This window comes from Pseudomonas sp. GV047 (assembly GCF_003058245.1).
Lineage (GTDB): Bacteria > Pseudomonadota > Gammaproteobacteria > Pseudomonadales > Pseudomonadaceae > Aquipseudomonas > Aquipseudomonas marginalis.
The window spans coordinates 102,982-120,244 of record NZ_QCWA01000003.1 but is presented as its reverse complement, the minus strand read 5'-3'; the positions used below and the strand labels follow the sequence as shown (position 1 = coordinate 120,244).

General features: G+C 63.0%; 18 protein-coding genes. 5 read left to right on the top strand and 13 right to left on the bottom strand.

Annotated features, from left to right (window positions below; genetic code table 11):
* Nucleotides 1-107 precede the first annotated feature (107 nt).
* Nucleotides 108-998, top strand: coding sequence for a triacylglycerol lipase (locus C8K58_RS08955; protein WP_027607716.1), 891 nt, complete (start codon nt 108-110; stop codon nt 996-998).
* Here the strand turns inward: C8K58_RS08955 and C8K58_RS08950 are convergent.
* Nucleotides 995-1,873: a DMT family transporter gene (locus C8K58_RS08950; protein WP_027607717.1), complete on the bottom strand. Its 879-nt coding sequence runs from the start codon at nt 1,871-1,873 to the stop codon at nt 995-997. The genes C8K58_RS08955 and C8K58_RS08950 overlap by 4 nt on opposite strands.
* Before the next feature lie 97 nt (nt 1,874-1,970).
* Here C8K58_RS08950 and C8K58_RS08945 point away from each other — a divergent pair, with 97 nt between their 5' ends.
* The 3 genes from C8K58_RS08945 (at nt 1,971) to C8K58_RS08935 (ending at nt 4,320) form a co-directional block, all read left to right on the top strand.
* Nucleotides 1,971-2,759 (top strand): helix-turn-helix transcriptional regulator, encoded by a 789-nt coding sequence (locus C8K58_RS08945; protein ID WP_108573619.1) that lies wholly within the window; start codon nt 1,971-1,973, stop codon nt 2,757-2,759.
* Nucleotides 2,760-2,830: 71 nt separating this feature from the next.
* A complete protein-coding gene (locus C8K58_RS08940) occupies nt 2,831-3,130 on the top strand; it encodes a PsiF family protein (RefSeq protein WP_027607719.1) in 300 nt (99 codons plus the stop codon).
* A gap of 176 nt (nt 3,131-3,306) precedes the next feature.
* Nucleotides 3,307-4,320 (top strand): AI-2E family transporter, encoded by a 1,014-nt coding sequence (locus C8K58_RS08935; RefSeq protein WP_027607720.1) that lies wholly within the window; start codon nt 3,307-3,309, stop codon nt 4,318-4,320.
* Between the two features lie 141 nt (nt 4,321-4,461).
* Here the strand turns inward: C8K58_RS08935 and C8K58_RS08930 are convergent, their stop codons facing one another.
* Nucleotides 4,462-5,730 (bottom strand): Hsp70 family protein, encoded by a 1,269-nt coding sequence (locus C8K58_RS08930; RefSeq protein ID WP_108573618.1) that lies wholly within the window; start codon nt 5,728-5,730, stop codon nt 4,462-4,464.
* Nucleotides 5,731-5,968: 238 nt separating this feature from the next.
* Here C8K58_RS08930 and C8K58_RS08925 point away from each other — a divergent pair, with 238 nt between their 5' ends.
* Nucleotides 5,969-6,907: a DnaJ C-terminal domain-containing protein gene (locus C8K58_RS08925; protein WP_108573617.1), complete on the top strand. Its 939-nt coding sequence runs from the start codon at nt 5,969-5,971 to the stop codon at nt 6,905-6,907.
* Between the two features lie 46 nt (nt 6,908-6,953).
* Here C8K58_RS08925 and ureC read toward each other — a convergent pair whose 3' ends face one another.
* The 11 genes from ureC to urtA form a co-directional block, all read right to left on the bottom strand.
* Entirely contained in the window at nt 6,954-8,654 is a 1,701-nt protein-coding gene (gene ureC, locus C8K58_RS08920) for an urease subunit alpha (RefSeq protein ID WP_027607723.1), read from the bottom strand.
* 111 nt (nt 8,655-8,765) lie between these two features.
* Nucleotides 8,766-9,071, bottom strand: a complete 306-nt coding sequence (locus C8K58_RS08915; RefSeq protein WP_027607724.1) for an urease subunit beta — start codon at nt 9,069-9,071, stop codon at nt 8,766-8,768.
* On the bottom strand, nt 9,068-9,601 hold the full coding sequence (locus tag C8K58_RS08910) for a GNAT family N-acetyltransferase (protein WP_108573616.1): 534 nt from the start codon (nt 9,599-9,601) through the stop codon (nt 9,068-9,070). The genes C8K58_RS08915 and C8K58_RS08910 overlap by 4 nt, the downstream gene beginning before the upstream one ends.
* A gap of 5 nt (nt 9,602-9,606) precedes the next feature.
* Nucleotides 9,607-10,119, bottom strand: coding sequence for a GNAT family N-acetyltransferase (locus C8K58_RS08905; protein WP_108573615.1), 513 nt, complete (start codon nt 10,117-10,119; stop codon nt 9,607-9,609).
* 9 nt (nt 10,120-10,128) lie between these two features.
* Nucleotides 10,129-10,431 carry an urease subunit gamma gene (gene ureA / locus C8K58_RS08900; RefSeq protein ID WP_003171437.1) on the bottom strand — a complete coding sequence of 101 codons (303 nt, stop codon included), beginning with the start codon at nt 10,429-10,431 and terminating at the stop codon, nt 10,129-10,131.
* Between the two features lie 146 nt (nt 10,432-10,577).
* Nucleotides 10,578-11,417 (bottom strand): urease accessory protein UreD, encoded by an 840-nt coding sequence (locus C8K58_RS08895; protein ID WP_027607727.1) that lies wholly within the window; start codon nt 11,415-11,417, stop codon nt 10,578-10,580.
* A gap of 33 nt (nt 11,418-11,450) precedes the next feature.
* The gene (gene urtE / locus C8K58_RS08890; RefSeq protein WP_108573614.1) at nt 11,451-12,149 is read right to left on the bottom strand and encodes an urea ABC transporter ATP-binding subunit UrtE; all 699 of its coding nucleotides are present in this window, start codon (nt 12,147-12,149) and stop codon (nt 11,451-11,453) included.
* Nucleotides 12,150-12,161: 12 nt separating this feature from the next.
* Nucleotides 12,162-12,995 (bottom strand): urea ABC transporter ATP-binding protein UrtD, encoded by an 834-nt coding sequence (gene urtD / locus C8K58_RS08885; RefSeq protein ID WP_178087832.1) that lies wholly within the window; start codon nt 12,993-12,995, stop codon nt 12,162-12,164.
* The gene (urtC, locus tag C8K58_RS08880; protein ID WP_027607730.1) at nt 12,992-14,059 is read right to left on the bottom strand and encodes an urea ABC transporter permease subunit UrtC; all 1,068 of its coding nucleotides are present in this window, start codon (nt 14,057-14,059) and stop codon (nt 12,992-12,994) included. Before urtC ends, urtD begins: the two co-directional genes overlap by 4 nt.
* A complete protein-coding gene (gene urtB / locus C8K58_RS08875) occupies nt 14,059-15,561 on the bottom strand; it encodes an urea ABC transporter permease subunit UrtB (protein WP_027607731.1) in 1,503 nt (500 codons plus the stop codon). The genes urtC and urtB overlap by 1 nt, the downstream gene beginning before the upstream one ends.
* A 154-nt stretch (nt 15,562-15,715) precedes the next feature.
* The gene (gene urtA / locus C8K58_RS08870) at nt 15,716-16,981 is read right to left on the bottom strand and encodes an urea ABC transporter substrate-binding protein (protein WP_027607732.1); all 1,266 of its coding nucleotides are present in this window, start codon (nt 16,979-16,981) and stop codon (nt 15,716-15,718) included.
* Nucleotides 16,982-17,263: the final 282 nt, after the last annotated feature.

Here is a 17,263-nt window from a genome sequence, read left to right as displayed (position 1 = left end):
ACGGGCGCAGCAAAAAGTTTTATTGGATTTGCCAGGCGTGTCATCAGCGCGTCGCCGGAATTGGGCTAGCCTGCCATCATCCTCTCTTGATCAAGGACGTTCGCTTCATGTCGCAGTCGTTAGCCACGCGTTATCCCTTGGTGCTGGTGCCCGGCATGCTGGGGTTCGTGCGCCTGGGGTTCTTCCCTTACTGGTACGGCATTGTCCCGGCACTGCGGGCGGGTGGGGCGCAGGTGTTTCCCATCCAGGTGGCGCCGCTGGACTCCAGCGAGGTGCGTGGCGAGCAGTTGCTGGCGCAGATCGAGCGGATTCGCCTTGAGACCGGCGCCGACAAGGTCAACCTGATCGGCCATAGCCAGGGCGCGCTGACCGCCCGTTATGCGGCGGCCAAGCGCCCGGAGTGGGTGGCGTCGGTGACGTCGGTGGCCGGGCCCAACCACGGTTCGGAACTGGCGGACCATATCCACGCCCATTATCCGGCCGACAGCGTGAAGGGCCGGCTGATGAGCGCGCTGTTTCATCTGGTTGCAACGGTGATGAGCCTGCTGGAAACCGGCTATCGCGGCCCGCGTTTCAAGGCGGACTTGCAGGCGTCCCACCATTCCCTGACCAGCGCAGGCGTGGCGCTGTTCAACCGCAAGTATCCCCAAGGGTTGCCGCATACCTGGGGCGGGCACGGGGCGGAGGTGGACAATGGCGTGCGCTACTACTCATGGTCCGGCACCTTGCAACCGGGCAAGACCGATCGCGGACGCAACCTGCTGGACGGGACGAATCGAAGTTGCCGATTGTTCGCCCGCAGCTTCGTGCGCGAGAAGGGCCAGTGCGACGGCATGGTCGGGCGCTGCAGCTCGCACCTGGGGCGGGTGATCGGCGATGACTACGCCCTGGACCACTTCGACATCGTCAACCAATCCATGGGCCTGGTCGGCAAGGGCGCCGAGCCGATTCGGTTGTTCGTCGAGCATGCCCAGCGCCTGAAGGCGGCCGGGGTTTAAGCCTGGCGGCGCACCGGCGTGGTCCAGCGCTCCGACAAAATCACCCCGCCCAAGGTCAGCAAACCGCCCACCAGGTGATACAACGCCAATTCTTCCCTGAGCACCACGGCCGCAATCAATGCGGTAATCAACGGCAGCAGGTTGAAAAACAACGTGGTGCGGCTGGGGCCCAGGGTCTTCACCGAGTGCATCCACGCCAGTGGCGCCAGCATCGAAGCCAGCAAGCATGCATAGAGCACCAGCGGAATATTCGTCCAGCCCAGGCCGGCTTTTGCCGAGAACAGAAACAGCGGAAACAGCACCACCACCGCCACCAGCACCTGCAGATACAGGAGCACCAGCGGCGGCAGGCGCAGTTGCCATTTTTTCAACAGGGTGCTGTAGACCGCGTACGCCAGGGTCGCGACCAGCATCATCGCATCGCCCAGGTTCACGCCGTGCTGCAGCAACGCGCCGAGGCTGCCGGCCGACACCACCACCACTACCCCTGCGAATGACAGCACCGCCCCCGTCAGTGCGCCCAAGGTCAGGCGCTGGCCCAGGCTGATGATGGCCGCCGTCAAGGCCATCAACGGCATCAACGACAGGATGATGCCCATATTGGTGGCGCTGGTCAGCGAGGCGGCGTAGTACGCCAGGCTCTGGTACACCGCCATGCCCAGCACGCCGAGGATGCCGATCTTGCCCAGGTTCGGGCGGATCAGCGGCCAGTGGGCGATGACCGGCTTGAGCATGAACGGCGTAAAGAGCAGGGCCGCCAGCAACCAGCGATAAAAGCCGATTTCAGCCGGGAAGATCGAACCCACGGCCAGTTTATTGACCACGGTATTGCCGGCCCAGATAAAGATGGCCAGCAGGGGATACGCGTATTGCATCGAAAGAAACCAGATGTGTTGATGAGCCAGGATTATCCCTTGTCTGGATCGAAGCCTATACTGCGATCCAGACAAACGACCTCTGTATCCAGACAATATGGCCCGACACACCGTACGCCTTGCGGATTTTGGCAGCCTGCCAAGCCCCGTGTACTTCCGTTACTCCGACTTTGCCCCCGACACGGAGTGCACCCCGCACCAGCATGTCTGGGGCTCGCTGGACTACTCCGCCAGTGGCGTAATGCGCATGGAAGTGGCCGGCAACCGCTTTATGTCGCCACCGCAGTACGCGGTGTGGATCCCACCCAATACCGAACACAGTTCCTACAATGCCCAGGCGATTGTCTACCGTTCGGTGGGCCTTTCACCGCAGCTTTGCGAGCAATTGCCCCAGCAGCCCTGCACCCTGGCGATCAGCGACATCCTCAAGGCCATCCTTAGCGACTTCGCCCAGCGTGACGTCAACATCCCGCACTCCGACGCCGATATTCGCCTGGCCCAGGTGCTGGTCGACCAGCTCAGGCAGGCGCCGATCCACGAGGGTTTTTTGCCCTACGCCCGCCACCCCGGGCTGCTCGGCGTGTTGGAAGGCATGCAGGCCGACCCCGCTGACAATCGCCCCCTGGCGCACTGGGCCGACCAGGTGCATGTGAGCGAGCGCACCCTGGCGCGACAATTTGTGCGCGAGCTGGGCATGAGCTTCGGCGAATGGCGCCAGCGCCTGCGCTACCTCGCCGCCATCGAAGCCCTCGACAGCGAGCGCAGTGTGCAAAATGTGGCGTTTGACCTCGGCTACAGCAGCGCCTCGGCGTTTATCGCGATGTTCCAGCGCCAGGCCGGCTGCACCCCGGAGCAGTACCGGCGGACGAATATTCGCAGCCGATGAAGATGTAACAAGGTTTGGCTACACTGCTGGGTAGGCCGTGCCTCCCGGCACGGTAACAGGGAGAAAACTCCATGAAGATGCTGCGTATTCCGCTGTTGATGATGGGCCTGCTGCTGTGTTCCCAGGGCTTTGCCGCCACTGCCCAGCAAAACAAGATGACCACCTGCAATGCCGAAGCCACTACCAAGACGCTCAAGGGCGACGAGCGCAAGGCTTTCATGAAAACCTGCCTGTCGGCGCCGGCGGCCAATGATGCGAAGACGCTCACCCCGCAACAGCAGAAGATGAAGGATTGCAATGCGTCGGCGAAAACCAAGGCGCTGACCGGCGATGCCCGCAAGACGTTCATGAGCACCTGCCTGAAGAATTGATAGCCCCAGGCCCCAGAAGGCTGCGACACTCGCACACAGCCCCTCTGTAGGAGCGAGCTTGCTCGCGAAGAACGCAATTACCCCGCGTTTATTCAGAATAAACGCGTTATCGTTGGCGACCTTCGCGAGCAAGCTCGCTCCTACACATCCTTTAACGCCGTTCGTTTTGAGGCTGTATGCCAACGTTTTCTCAGCGTCACGTGTTATTGCTGGCCAGCTACATCATCATTTTCGGCGGGTTGCTGCTGGTATTGCCGCTGAAATTGCTGCCCAGCCTGCTGGCCGGCCTGTTGGTCTATGAACTGGTCAACATGCTCACCCCCCAACTGCAACGGCTGATCGAAGGGCGCCGCGCGCGCTGGCTGGCGGTGGCCTTGCTCGGCACCCTGATCGTCAGCGTGCTGGCCCTGATCTTCGCCGGCGCCATCAGCTTCCTGCTTCATGAAGCGGAAAACCCCGGGGCTTCCCTGGATAAATTCATGGGCGTAGTCGACCGCGCGCGCGGCCAACTGCCGCCGTTCCTCGATGCCTACCTGCCCGCCAGCGCCGCCGAATTCCGCGTGGCTATCGGCGACTGGCTGAGCAAGCACCTGAGCGAACTGCAACTGGTCGGCAAAGACGCCGCCCACATGTTCGTTACCCTGCTGATCGGCATGGTGCTCGGTGCGATCATCGCCCTGCAGCGGGTGCCCGACCTGACCAAACGCAAGCCCCTGGCCGCGGCGCTGTTCGACCGCCTGCACCTGCTGGTCCAGGCGTTCCGCAACATCGTCTTCGCACAGATCAAGATCGCCGCGCTCAACACCGCCTTCACCGCCGTGTTCCTCGCCGTGGTGCTTCCGCTGTGCGGCATCCACCTGCCGCTGACCAAGACCCTGATCGTGCTGACCTTCCTGCTCGGCCTGTTGCCGGTGATTGGCAACCTGATGTCCAACACCCTGATCACCATCGTCGCGCTGTCGTTGTCGATCTGGGTGGCGGTGGCGGCGCTGGGGTATCTGATCGTGATCCACAAGGTCGAGTACTTCCTCAACGCGCGCATCGTCGGCGGGCAGATCAGTGCCAAGTCGTGGGAGTTGCTCCTGGCGATGCTGGTGTTTGAAGCGGCGTTTGGTTTGCCGGGGGTGGTGGCGGGGCCGATTTACTATGCGTATCTGAAGAGTGAGCTGAAGCTCGGTGGTATGGTTTAAGGCGTGTGTTGCCTGGGCGGGCCCCATCGGGGGCAAGTCCCCTCCCACATTTACTGTGTCTACACAGGTCGACTTGTGAACACGGTCAGTGTGGGAGGGGGCTTGCCCCCGATGAAGTCGCCACGGTATTTCAGGTAAAACTCAGCAGCCGTAGCGCTTGCTCGCCTCGATCGCCAAACCACTGCCGATACTGCCGAAGATATTCCCCTCCACATGCCGGGCATTCGGCAGCATGGCCGAGATGCTGTGGCGCAGCGCCGGGATGCCGCTGGAACCGCCGGTGAAGAACACCGTGTCCACCTGGGCCACCTCCACGGAAGCGTCGGTGAGCAACTGCGTCACGCTGTTGCGCACGCGCTCCAGCAAGCCATCGATGGCCGACTCGAACAGTGCGCGGCTCAGGTCCACGCTCAACCCCGCTTCAACCCGGCCCAGCGGCACGTGGCGGCTGTCTTCGTGGGTGAGCTGGATCTTGGTCTCTTCCACTTCCATGGCCAGCCAGTGCCCGGCGCGCTGTTCGATCAGCTTGAACAGGCGATCGATGCCGCCGGTGTCTTCGATGTCATAGCGCATGCTGCCCAGGGCCAGCTGGGATTTCTGCGAGTACACCGAGTTGATGGTGTGCCAGGTCGCCAGGTTCATGTGGTGGCTGGTGGGCATGTAGGCACCGCTTTTCATGCGGCTGCCATAGCCGAACAGCGGCATCATGCCGGCCAGGGACAGTTGCTTGTCGAAGTCGGTCCCGCCGATGTGCACGCCGCCGGTGGCGAGGATGTCGTCCTGGCGGTTGTCGTTGTGGCGGCGCTCCGGGGACAGGCGCACCAGCGAGAAGTCGGACGTACCCCCGCCGATGTCGACGATCAGTACCAGCTCTTCCTTCTCGATGGTGGACTCGTAGTCGAACGCAGCGGCAATCGGTTCGTACTGGAACGAGATGTCCTTGAAACCGATCTTGCGCGCTACGTCGACCAGGGTGTTTTCGGCTTCCTGGTCGGCCATCGGGTCGTCATCGACGAAAAACACCGGGCGGCCCAGCACCACTTCTTCGAATTCGCGGCCGGCGGTGGCTTCGGCGCGGCTCTTGAGTTGGCCGATAAACAGCGCCAGCAGGTCGGTGAACGGCATCGCCGTGCCCAATACGCTGGTGTCGTGCTTGATCAACTTGGAACCCAGCAGGCTCTTGAGCGAGCGCATCAGCCGGCCTTCGTAGTTCTCCAGGTATTCGTGCAGGGCCAGGCGACCGTAGACCGGGCGGCGCTCCTCGAAGTTGAAGAACACCACCGACGGCAGGGTGATCTTGTCGTCCTCCAGCGCGATAAGCGTTTCCATGCCGGGGCGGATCCAGCCGACGGTGGAGTTGGACGTGCCGAAGTCGATACCGCAGGCACGGGCTGGGGATGGGTTTTTCATGTCTATCGGGTTCCGGTTGAAAAACGGCCGCGCAGTGTATGCCAGTCGAGGGCGGATGCGTAGGCCGACCATCCGTTAAATCGTGCTTGAAAGTTCAGCATTCGCCCCCACATCTGGTGCATACGGCAAGCGCCGATAACACTTTGACGCACCCCCAGGCCACAAGACTCAACAGGTGCAAACCAGCGCACGTTGTGCCCCGGGCTGTGCGATCTCGATTAAGGATGGTGAACCGCCGATGGATTTCAAAGACTACTACAAGATTCTGGGTGTCGAGCCGAGCGCCGATGACAAGGAAATCAAGGCCGCCTATCGCAAGCTCGCGCGCAAATATCACCCGGACGTGAGCAAGGAAAAAGACGCCGAAGCCAAGTTCAAGGACGCGTCCGAAGCCTATGAAGCGCTTAAAAGCGCCGACAAGCGCGCCGAATACGACGAACTGCGCAAATACGGCCAGCATGGCCAGCCGTTCCAGGGCCCGCCAGGCTGGCAGAGCCGTGGCGGGTTTGGCGGTGGCCAGGGCACCGAGGATTTTTCCGACTTCTTCAGCTCGATCTTTGGCGGGCGTGGCGATGCCTTCGGTGGCGGCCAGCGCCGTCCAACCGGGCGTAAAGGCCAGGACGTGGAGATGCAGCTGTCGGTGTTCCTCGAAGAGACACTGTCCACCGAGTCCAAGCAGATCAGCTTCCAGGTGCCGCAATACGACGCCTCGGGCCGGCATGTCAGCAACACCACCAAGAGCCTGAACGTGAAGATCCCCGCCGGCGTGGCCGACGGTGAGCGTATTCGCCTCAAGGGCCAGGGCGCACCGGGTGTTGGCGGCGGGGCCAACGGTGACCTGTACCTGATCGTCAAGTTTGCGCCGCACCCGAAGTTCGAAGTGGATGGCGAAAACCTGATCATCAACCTGCCGCTGGCGCCGTGGGAGTTGGCGTTGGGCGCGGAAGTGGCCGTGCCGACCCTGACCGGCAAGATCAACCTCAAGGTGCCGGCCGGCAGCCAGAACGGCCAGCGCATGCGCGCCAAGGGCCATGGTTTGCTGAACAAGGCCGGGCAGCGCGGCTTCCTGTACGTGCAGTTCAAGGCGGTGATGCCGCCGGCAGGCGATGACGACGTGAAAGCGTTGTGGCAGGAGCTGGCAAAAAAAGCCGCGTTCAATCCGCGCGAGCAGTTCTAAGGGGATTTGTGGTGAGGGCACAAGCTCCCTCACCACAGGTTTCAAGTCAGAACAGGAAATACCGCTGCGCCATCGGCAACACATCCGCCGGCTCACACCACAGCAGCACCCCGTCGGCCTTGACCTGATAGGTCTGTGGGTCCACCTCGATGTCCGGCAGGTAATCGTTGTGGATCAGGTCGGTTTTCTGCACATCGCGACACCCTTTCACCACCCCAATCTGTTTCTTCAGGCCCAGGGCTTGCGGCAAGCCTGCGTCCAGGGCTGCCTGGCTGATAAAGGTCAGGCTGGTGGCATGCAATGAGCTGCCGAAACTGGCGAACATCGGGCGATAGTGCACCGGCTGCGGGGTGGGGATCGATGCATTGGCATCGCCCATCAGGCTGGACGCAATCGCGCCGCCCTTGAGGATCAGGGTCGGCTTGATGCCGAAGAACGCCGGGCGCCACAGCACCAGGTCAGCCCACTTGCCCACTTCGATGGAACCGACGATATGGCTGATGCCGTGGGTGATCGCCGGGTTGATGGTGTACTTGGCGATGTAGCGCTTGGCGCGGAAGTTGTCGTTGCCGGGGCCGTCACCGGGCAGGGCGCCGCGCTGTTTCTTCATCTTGTCGGCGGTCTGCCAGGTGCGCGTGATCACTTCACCGACGCGGCCCATGGCCTGGCTGTCGGAGCTGATCATCGAGAACGCGCCGAGGTCGTGAAGGATGTCTTCGGCGGCGATGGTCTCGCGGCGGATGCGGCTTTCGGCGAAGGCCACGTCTTCGGCAATGCTCGGGTCCAGGTGATGGCAGACCATCAACATGTCCAGGTGCTCGTCGATGGTGTTGCGCGTGAACGGCCGCGTCGGGTTGGTGGAGCTGGGCAGCACATTGGGAAAGCCGCAGGCCTTGATGATGTCCGGCGCGTGGCCGCCGCCGGCACCTTCGGTGTGGTAGGTGTGGATGGTGCGGCCCTTGAGCGCGGCCAGGGTGGTTTCGACAAAGCCGGATTCGTTGAGGGTGTCGCTGTGGATCGCCACCTGTACGTCGTACTGGTCGGCGACGCTCAGGCAGTTGTCGATGCTGGCGGGGGTGGTGCCCCAGTCTTCGTGCAGCTTCAAGCCGATGGCGCCGGCCTTGACCTGCTCGATCAACGGCTCGGGCAAGCTGGCGTTGCCCTTGCCGGTCAACCCTATGTTCATCGGGAACGAGTCGCTGGCCTGCAGCATGCGCGCCAGGTGCCAGGGCCCGGAGGTGCAGGTGGTGGCGTTGGTGCCGGTGGCCGGCCCGGTGCCGCCGCCGATCATGGTGGTGACGCCGCTGGTCAGCGCCTCTTCGATCTGCTGCGGGCAGATGAAATGCACGTGGGAGTCGATGCCGCCGGCGGTGAGGATCATGCCTTCGCCGGCGATCACTTCGGTGCTGGCGCCGATGGCCATGGTCACGCCGGGCTGGATATCCGGGTTACCGGCCTTGCCGATCGCGTGGATGCGGCCGTTCTTCAAGCCGACGTCGGCCTTGACGATGCCCCAGTGATCGATGATCAGCGCGTTGGTGATCAGGGTGTCGACGACTTCATGGGCGAGCAATTGGCTCTGGCCCTGGCCGTCGCGGATCACTTTGCCGCCGCCGAATTTCACTTCTTCGCCGTAGACGGTGAAGTCCTGCTCGACTTCGACGAACAGCTCGGTGTCGGCCAGGCGGACCTTGTCACCGACGGTGGGGCCGTACATGTCGGCGTAGGCTTGGCGGCTGATTTTCATGTGTGTGCCCTGAAATATTTGTGTTGAATGTGAAATCGCTATCGGGGGCAAGCCCCCTCCCACCTTTGGAATGCGTTCCCCTGTGGGAGGGGGCTTGCCCCCGATGAGGCCCTAAAGGTCGCCCATGATCCGCCCGGCAAACCCGAACACCCGCCGCCCGCCGCTCAAATCCACCAGCTCGACCTCACGGCTCTGCCCCGGCTCGAACCGCACCGCCGTGCCCGCCGGAATATTCAGGCGCATGCCGCGGCTCAATGGGCGGTCAAATGTCAGCGCGTCATTGGTCTCGAAAAAATGGTAGTGCGAACCCACCTGGATCGGCCGGTCGCCGCTGTTGGCCACGCTGAGGGTGACGGTGCGTCGGCCGACGTTGAGTTCGATCTCGCCAGGCTGGATCTGATATTCGCCAGGAATCATGCAGGTTGCCCCAGGGTCTTGAAGTAGATGGCGGTCGGGCTGTAGCGCCCGTCCGGGCTTTGGCAGTAGTCGGGCAGTTCACCGATCTTGGTGTAGCGCAGTGACTGGTAGAAGGCTTCGGCAGGCGAGCCGGCTTCGGTGTCCAGGTACAGCAGGCCGCGCTTGTGCTGACGCGCGGCGAGTTCCAGGGTGTTCATCAATTGTTGGCCCAGGCCGTGGCGCCGCGCGTTGCTGTGCACCAGCAGCTTTTGCACTTCGGCGCGGTTCAGGCCGTTGGCTTTCTGGCACAGCGCCAACTGTACGCTGGCGATCACCTGCTCATTGCGCACCACCACCCACAGCAACAGGCTGGCGTCTTCAATGCTCGCCTGTACCCCGTCCAGATAGGCACGGGCCTGGGCCTCATCGAAGTCGGCCATGAAACCCACCGACGCACCGTGCTTGACCGCATCCAGCAACAGCTCGATCAGGCCCCGACGGTAGTGGGCAAAACTTTCAGCATTGACTCGACGCAGTTGCGCGGCGTTCATCGAACTCACTCCTTGGGCGGTTGCGCGCCCGGATTCAATGTCAGTTGCATAAAGGTCAGGTCCAGCCAGCGGCCGAACTTGATGCCCACTTGGGGCATTTGCCCGGTGGTGACGAAACCCAGGCGTTCATGCAGGCGGATCGAGGCCAGGTTGCCGCTTTCGATGGCCGCCACCATTACGTGTTTGCCGCCACTGCGGGCGCGCTCGATCAGGGTTTGCATCAGGCGTGGGCCGAGGCCCTTGCCGCGCTGGTCGTTGCGTACGTACACCGAGTGTTCGACGCTGTAGCGAAAGCCTTCGAACGGGCGCCAGTCGCCGAATGAGGCGTAGCCGGTGACTTCATCGTTCTCCACTGCGACCAGGATCGGATAGCCCTGGGCCTGGCGTGCACTGAACCAGGCCTGGCGGTTGCCGAGGTCCACCGGTTGTTCGTTCCAGATTGCCGTGGTGTTGAGTACCGCGTCGTTGTAGATGTCGCGGATCGCCGGCAGGTCTTGCTCGGTTGCATCACGAATCATGGCCGTGCCTCACGCGATGGGTTGGTGGACGGTCACCAGCTTGGTGCCATCGGGGAAGGTGGCTTCCACCTGGATATCCGGGATCATTTCCGGGATGCCTTCCATCACCTGTTCACGGCTGAGCAGGGTGGTGCCGTAGTGCATCAGGTCGGCCACGGTGCGGCCATCGCGGGCGCCTTCCATCAAGGCGGCGGAGATATAGGCGATGGTTTCCGGGTAGTTGAGCTTCACACCGCGCGCCAGGCGCCGTTCGGCGACTAAGCCGGCGGTGAAGATCAGCAGTTTGTCTTTTTCCCGTGGGGTCAGGTCCATGGTTCAAGGTCCTTCAAAGAATGCATTCTTAAATACAACAGAGATCAAGTGTGGGAGGGGGCTTGCCCCCGATGGGGGGTGTCAGGCAATACATCTTTCACTGACCCACCGCCATCGGGAGCAAGCCCCCTCCCACATTTTGATCTTCATGTGCTCCATATTCGTGGTGAGACTGCTTCCCGTCCTAGCACCGCCGGGCGTAACAATTTCCATAAATCAATCAACCACCCCCGCGCCAGCAGCGCTTCACTGGCCAGGCAGCGGGCGACCAGCAAGCCGGGCAGTTGGGTCAGGTCGCCGCGCACGGCGTGGGGCAGGGCGCGGCAGTGTTCGAGTAATTCGGGCTCGATATCGCCGGTCACCAGCAGCGTGGCGAACACCGGTTGGCCGTCCAGGCCGATGGGCGAGTCGAGCAGGCCATCGGCGCCCACAATGCGCTGGCGCTCGTGCCAGAGCAACTGGCCGTCGCGGCGGATATCCAGGTGCGATTGAAAGTGGCCCAGGTCGAAGCGCTCGCCACTGGCCGGGCGCCCCAGGGCGATCACGTCCCAGTAGAACAGCCGGGCATCGCCGTGCAGGTCGATGCGGGTGCTGAGTTCGGCCTGGGCGGCGCTGAACACGATGGTTTCCTGGGGCAGCCATTCCAGGGTCGCGCCGGCTTCCACGGTGAGATCAAGTTGCTGATACGCCGGGCCGCTGGCGCGATACCACTTCGCCGCGCCGGGGCTGGTCAATTGCGCCCAGGCACCCTCGGCGACATGGGCGCGGATGTCCAGGCGGTCGCCGCCGGCAATCCCGCCGGGCGGGTGCACGATGATGTGCTGGCACACCTCGGGGCCTTCGGCGTACAGGTGCTTTTGCACCCGCAGCGGGCCAAGGTGACGGCGCATCACCGGGCGCGTGGTGTCGCCGAAACGCGCGTAGCCGAGGTCCAGCTCGGCGTGCCAGCTGGGGGTGAACAGGGCAGGGGAAACGGGCAGGTTCATGGTTTCTTGTACTTATCGTCAGGACGCTACAGGTTAGATGGTAACCAAACCGCGCACACCCTCAGTCTCCATATTTTCACCACGGCCCTGCTGCACGATTTCACCGCGCGACATCACCAGGTACTGGTCGGCCAGTTCGGCGGCAAAGTCGTAGAACTGCTCCACCAGCAGGATCGCCATATCGCCGCGCGCCGCGAGCTTCTTGATCACGGCGCCGATCTCCTTGATCACCGAGGGCTGGATGCCTTCGGTGGGCTCATCGAGGATCAACAGGCGCGGGCGGCTGGCCAGGGCGCGGCCGATGGCCAACTGTTGCTGCTGGCCGCCGGACAAGTCGCCGCCACGTCGGTGCTTCATTTGCAGCAAAACCGGGAACAGTTCATAGATAAACGCCGGCACTTCCTTGGCTTCGGAACCGGGAAAACGCGACAGCCCCATCAACAGGTTTTCTTCCACCGTCAGCCGCCCGAAAATCTCCCGGCCCTGGGGCACGTAGGCGATGCCGGCGTGCACGCGCTGGTGCGGCTTGAAGCCGGTGATGGTCTTGCCCTCCCAGTTCACCGCGCCTTCCTTGGCCGGCAGCAACCCCATCAGGCATTTGAGCAGGGTGGTCTTGCCCACGCCGTTACGGCCGAGCAGGCAGGTGACTTCGCCGATCCTCACGTCGAAGGACAGCCCGCGCAGGATGTGGCTACCGCCGTAGTACTGGTGCAGCTTGTCGACTTGCAGCATGTTCAGTTCTCCTTAGCGACCGAGGTAGACCTCGATCACCCGCTCATTTTCCTGCACCTGTTCCAGCGACCCTTCGGCCAGCACGCTGCCCTGGTGCAACACGGTGACGTGGTCGGCAATCGAGCCGACAAAGCCCATGTCGTGTTCCACCACCATCAACGAATGCTTGCCCGCCAGGCGCTTGAACAGTTCGGCGGTGAATTCGGTCTCGGCGTCGGTCATGCCCGCCACCGGTTCGTCCAGCAGCAACAGTTGCGGGTCTTGCATCAGCAGCATGCCGATTTCCAGGAACTGCTTCTGGCCGTGGGAGAGCAAGCCGGCGGGCCGATGCATTGAGGCGGTGAGGCGGATGGTATCGAGCACTTCATCGATTCCATCCTTTTGCTCGCCGCTCAGGCGCGCACGCAGGCTGGCCCACACCGACTTGTCGGTCTTCTGCGCCAGCTCCAGGTTTTCGAACACGCTCAGGGCTTCGAACACCGTGGGTTTCTGGAACTTGCGGCCGATGCCGGCCTGGGCGATCTGCACTTCGCTCATGCTGGTCAAGTCGAGGGTTTCGCCAAACCAGGCCTTGCCGTGGCTGGGCCGGGTCTTGCCGGTGATCACGTCCATCAGTGTGGTCTTGCCCGCGCCGTTGGGGCCGATGATGCAGCGCAATTCACCGACGCCGATGTACAGGTTCAAGTCGTTGAGCGCCTTGAACCCATCGAAGCTGACGCTGATATCTTCCAGGGTCAGGATGGTGCCGTGGAGGGTGTTCAGGCCGGTGCCTGCGGCCTGGCCGATGCCGATGGCATCGCGGCCGCTGCCCGCATCGAAAATAGGTTCGAGCATGACGTTCCTCATTTCTTCAACAGCCCGATAACGCCCTTGGGCAGGTACAGGGTGACGATGATGAACAGCGCCCCGAGGAAGAACAGCCAGTACTCCGGGAAGGCCACGGTGAACCAGCTCTTCATGCCGTTGACCACGCCGGCGCCGAGCAACGGCCCGATCAGCGTGCCACGCCCGCCCAGGGCCACCCACACGGCGGCTTCGATGGAGTTGGTCGGCGACATTTCACTCGGGTTGATGATGCCCACCTGCGGCACGTACAACGCGCCTGCCAGGCCGCACAGCACCGCGCTCAGCACCCACACGAACAGCTTGAAGCCGCGCGGGTCGTAGCCGCAGAACATCAGGCGGTTCTCGGCATCGCGCAGGGCGGTCAGCACCCGGCCGAACTTGCTCCGGGCCAGGCGCCAGCCGATGTACAGGCTCGCCACCAGCAGCACCACCGTGGCCACGAACAGCACGGCCCGCGTGCCCGGTTCGGTGATGCCGAAACCGAGGATGCTGCGGAAGTTGGTGAAGCCGTTATTGCCGCCGAACCCGGTCTCGTTGCGAAAGAACAACAGCATCCCGGCAAAGGTCAGCGCCTGGGTCATGATCGAGAAATACACGCCCTTGATCCGCGAGCGGAACGCGAAGAAACCGAACACCAGCGCCAGCACGCCCGGCGCCAGCACCACCAGGCACAGGGCCCAGAGGAAGTGCTCGGTGCCGACCCAATACCAGGGCAATTCGGTCCACGACAAAAACGTCATGAACGCCGGCAGCTCACTGCCTGCGGCCTGGCGCATCAGGTACATGCCCATGGCATAACCGCCGAGGGCAAAGAACAGGCCGTGGCCCAGGGACAACATCCCCGCGTAGCCCCACACCAGGTCCAGGGCCAGGGCGACAATGGCGTAGCAAAGGATCTTGCCCACCAGTGTCAGGGTGTAGGCCGATACATGCAGCGGGTTTTCCGGCGACAGCAGCGAACACACCGGCAGGGCCAGCAGCAGCAACAGCACCACCGCGCCGACTGCAATCGTCACCTGGGGGCCGGCCTTTTGCGTGGCCGTAAGCATCAATGGCTGGTTCATCAGTCGATCACCCGTCCTTTCAGTGCGAAGAGTCCCTGCGGGCGTTTCTGGATAAACAGAATGATCAGCGCGAGGATCAGGATCTTGCCGAGCACGGCACCGATCTGCGGTTCCAGGATCTTGTTGGCGATACCCAGGCCGAACCCTGCCATCACGCTGCCGGCCAACTGGCCGACGCCGCCGAGTACCACCACCAGGAACGAGTCGATGATATAGCTCTGGCCCAGGTCAGGGCCGACGTTGCCGATCTGGCTCAGCGCCACGCCGCCCAAGCCCGCGATACCGGAGCCCAGGCCAAACGCGAGCATGTCCACCCGCCCGGTGGGCACGCCGCAGCAGGCGGCCATGTTGCGGTTCTGGGTCACGGCGCGCACGTTGAGGCCCAGGCGCGTCTTGTTCAGCAGCAGCCAGGTGAGCACGACCACAAACAGCGCGAAGGCGATGATCACGATGCGGTTGTAGGGCAGCACCAGGTTGGGCAGCACCTGGATCCCGCCGGACAGCCACGCAGGGTTGGAGACCTCGACGTTCTGCGCACCGAACACCAGGCGCACCAGTTGGATCAGCATCAGGCTGATGCCCCAGGTGGCGAGCAGGGTTTCCAGCGGGCGTCCATACAGGTGACGAATCACCGTACGCTCCAGGGCCATGCCGATGGCGGCGGTGACGAAGAACGCCACCGGCAGTGCGATCAACGGGTAGAACTCGATGGCCTGGGGCACATAGCGCTGCATCAGCAGCTGCACCACGTAGGTGGAGTAGGCACCGAGCATCAGCATCTCGCCGTGGGCCATGTTGATCACGCCGAGCAGGCCGAAGGTGATCGCCAGGCCCAGGGCCGCCAGCAACAGGATCGAGCCCAGGGACATGCCGCTGAAGGCCTGGCCGAGGATCTCACCCAGCATCAGTTTGCGTTTGACCTGGGCCAGGCTGGTCTCGGCGGCGGTGTGCACGGCGGCGTCGGTTTCCACCCCGGGCTCCAGCAGCGCTTCGAGGCGCGTGCGGGCCAGCGGGTCGCCGGTACTGCCGAGCAGACGCACGGCGGCGAGGCGCACGGCCGGGTCGGTGTCGACCAGTTGCAGGTTGGCCAGGGCCAGGCTGAGGGCGGAGTGCACATCCTCGTTGGTCTCGGCGGCGACCTGCTGGTCGAGGAATTTGAGTTGCGCCGGTTGCGCGCTTTTTTGCAGGGTGCGTGCCGCGGCCAGGCGCACCTTGGGGTCGGCGGCGAGCAGTTGCTGGCTGGCCTGCACGTTGTCGATCAAGCCGCGCAGGCGGTTGTTCAGGCGTACGGTCCTGGTCTCGCCGTTGAGCGTGAGCTGGCCCTGTTGCAGGGCGTCCACCAACTCGATGCGCGCCGGATCGGGCTGGGCGGCCCAGTCCTGGAGGAGCTTGGCTTGTTGCGTCGGGTTGGCGGCCAGGAAGTCTTCGGCGTCGCCGGCATGTACCGCCAAAGGCAGCAATAGCAGGGCCGTGAGGATGAAACGGTGCAGGGCAGTGGGCATACAAATTGTCCTGATCGTACGCGGTCAATTGTGGGAGGGGGCTTGCCCCCGATTGCGGTGCATCAGTCAGCACATGCAGTGCCTGACACTCAGCTATCGGGGGCAAGTCGAATCGTCGCACCGCCCCTCCCACATTTTTGATCTGTCGTGAGACTTAGTTGCTCTTCACCGCATAGTCCGGCTTCTTGTCATTGCCAGGAATGTACGGGCTCCACGGCTGCGCCCGGATCGGCTCCTGGGTCTGCCACACCACCGAGAACTGCCCGTCGGACTGGATCTCGCCGATCATCACCGGCTTGTGCAGGTGGTGGTTGGTCTTGTCCATGGTCAAGGTAAAGCCCGATGGCGCGGCAAAGGTCTGGCCAGCCAGGGCTTCGCGCACTTTGTCGACGTCGGTGGACTTGGCTTTCTCGGCTGCCTGCGCCCACATGTGGATGCCCACGTAGGTGGCTTCCATCGGGTCGTTGGTCACCGCTTTGTCCGCGCCCGGCAGGTTGTGTTTCTTCGCGTAGGCTTTCCAGTCGGCGACAAACTTCTTGTTCACCGGGTTCTCCACTGACTGGAAGTAGTTCCAGGCCGCGAGGTTGCCCACCAGCGGCTTGGTGTCGATGCCGCGCAGCTCTTCTTCACCCACGGAGAAGGCCACCACCGGTACGTCGGTCGCCTTCAAACCCTGGTTGGCCAGCTCCTTGTAGAACGGCACGTTGGAGTCGCCGTTCACGGTGGAAATCACCGCCGTCTTGCCGCCGGCGGAGAACTTCTTGATGTTGGCGACGATGGTCTGGTAATCGGCATGGCCGAACGGGGTGTAGACCTCTTCGATGTCCTTGTCCGCCACGCCTTTGGAATGCAGGAACGAGCGCAGGATCTTGTTGGTGGTGCGCGGGTACACATAGTCGGTGCCGAGCAGGAAGAAACGCTTGGCGCTGCCGCCTTCTTCGCTCATCAGGTATTCCACCGCCGGGATCGCCTGCTGGTTCGGCGCCGCACCGGTGTAGAACACGTTCGGCGACATCTCTTCACCCTCGTATTGCACCGGGTAGAACAGCAGGCCGTTGAGCTCTTCGAACACCGGCAATACCGATTTGCGCGACACCGAGGTCCAGCAGCCGAACACCACGGCGACCTTGTCCTGGGTCAGCAGCTGCCGGCCCTTTTCCGCGAACAGCGGCCAGTTCGACGCCGGGTCCACCACCACCGGCTCAAGCATCTTGCCGTTCACCCCGCCCTTGGCGTTGATCTCGTCGATGGTCATCAGCGCCATGTCTTTGAGGGACGTTTCGGAGATGGCCATGGTCCCGGACAGCGAGTGCAGGATGCCGACCTTGATGGTCTCGGCGGCCTGCACGGTCCAGGTCAGGCCCATGGCGACAATGGAGGCGGACAGGGTGAAAGCCTTGATCAAGCTGCGACGCTTCATGGTGCGGTCTCCGTAAACGTTTAGTTTTTTTTGATAGGCCGATGTGAACGCTGAAGGGGTACTAGCAAGGGCTGTGCCCGATGGCGCAACGCCCGGTTTTGCGGGGGCTGGAGCCCGGTGCCTGGCGTTGGCGCACCAATGCGGAGCGTGCGGGCGTTGGCGGTGCAGGGGATGCGCCTAAAGAGTGCCGGGGGCCTCGATAACTATGCAGCGCCCTGCTGGCGGTTCAAGCGAGGACGCTTCTGCATGGCAAGCGTTGTGCGAGCCCGGTGCCCATGGGCA

Excerpts from the sequence above, each read along its gene's own strand:
- urtA (WP_027607732.1), bottom strand. The coding sequence starts at position 16,981 with ATGAAGCGTCGCAGCTTGATCAAGGCTTTCACCCTGTCCGCCTCCATT.
- C8K58_RS08950 (WP_027607717.1), bottom strand. The coding sequence starts at position 1,873 with ATGCAATACGCGTATCCCCTGCTGGCCATCTTTATCTGGGCCGGCAAT.
- C8K58_RS08905 (WP_108573615.1), bottom strand. The coding sequence starts at position 10,119 with ATGATTCGTGATGCAACCGAGCAAGACCTGCCGGCGATCCGCGACATC.
- C8K58_RS08910 (WP_108573616.1), bottom strand. The coding sequence starts at position 9,601 with ATGAACGCCGCGCAACTGCGTCGAGTCAATGCTGAAAGTTTTGCCCAC.
- C8K58_RS08915 (WP_027607724.1), bottom strand. The coding sequence starts at position 9,071 with ATGATTCCTGGCGAATATCAGATCCAGCCTGGCGAGATCGAACTCAAC.
- urtE (WP_108573614.1), bottom strand. The coding sequence starts at position 12,149 with ATGCTGCAAGTCGACAAGCTGCACCAGTACTACGGCGGTAGCCACATC.
- C8K58_RS08940 (WP_027607719.1), top strand. The coding sequence starts at position 2,831 with ATGAAGATGCTGCGTATTCCGCTGTTGATGATGGGCCTGCTGCTGTGT.
- ureA (WP_003171437.1), bottom strand. The coding sequence starts at position 10,431 with ATGGACCTGACCCCACGGGAAAAAGACAAACTGCTGATCTTCACCGCC.
- C8K58_RS08935 (WP_027607720.1), top strand. The coding sequence starts at position 3,307 with ATGCCAACGTTTTCTCAGCGTCACGTGTTATTGCTGGCCAGCTACATC.
- C8K58_RS08930 (WP_108573618.1), bottom strand. The coding sequence starts at position 5,730 with ATGAAAAACCCATCCCCAGCCCGTGCCTGCGGTATCGACTTCGGCACG.
- urtD (WP_178087832.1), bottom strand. The coding sequence starts at position 12,995 with ATGAGGAACGTCATGCTCGAACCTATTTTCGATGCGGGCAGCGGCCGC.
- ureC (WP_027607723.1), bottom strand. The coding sequence starts at position 8,654 with ATGAAAATCAGCCGCCAAGCCTACGCCGACATGTACGGCCCCACCGTC.
- C8K58_RS08895 (WP_027607727.1), bottom strand. The coding sequence starts at position 11,417 with ATGAACCTGCCCGTTTCCCCTGCCCTGTTCACCCCCAGCTGGCACGCC.
- C8K58_RS08925 (WP_108573617.1), top strand. The coding sequence starts at position 5,969 with ATGGATTTCAAAGACTACTACAAGATTCTGGGTGTCGAGCCGAGCGCC.
- urtC (WP_027607730.1), bottom strand. The coding sequence starts at position 14,059 with ATGAACCAGCCATTGATGCTTACGGCCACGCAAAAGGCCGGCCCCCAG.
- C8K58_RS08955 (WP_027607716.1), top strand. The coding sequence starts at position 108 with ATGTCGCAGTCGTTAGCCACGCGTTATCCCTTGGTGCTGGTGCCCGGC.
- urtB (WP_027607731.1), bottom strand. The coding sequence starts at position 15,561 with ATGCCCACTGCCCTGCACCGTTTCATCCTCACGGCCCTGCTATTGCTG.
- C8K58_RS08945 (WP_108573619.1), top strand. The coding sequence starts at position 1,971 with ATGGCCCGACACACCGTACGCCTTGCGGATTTTGGCAGCCTGCCAAGC.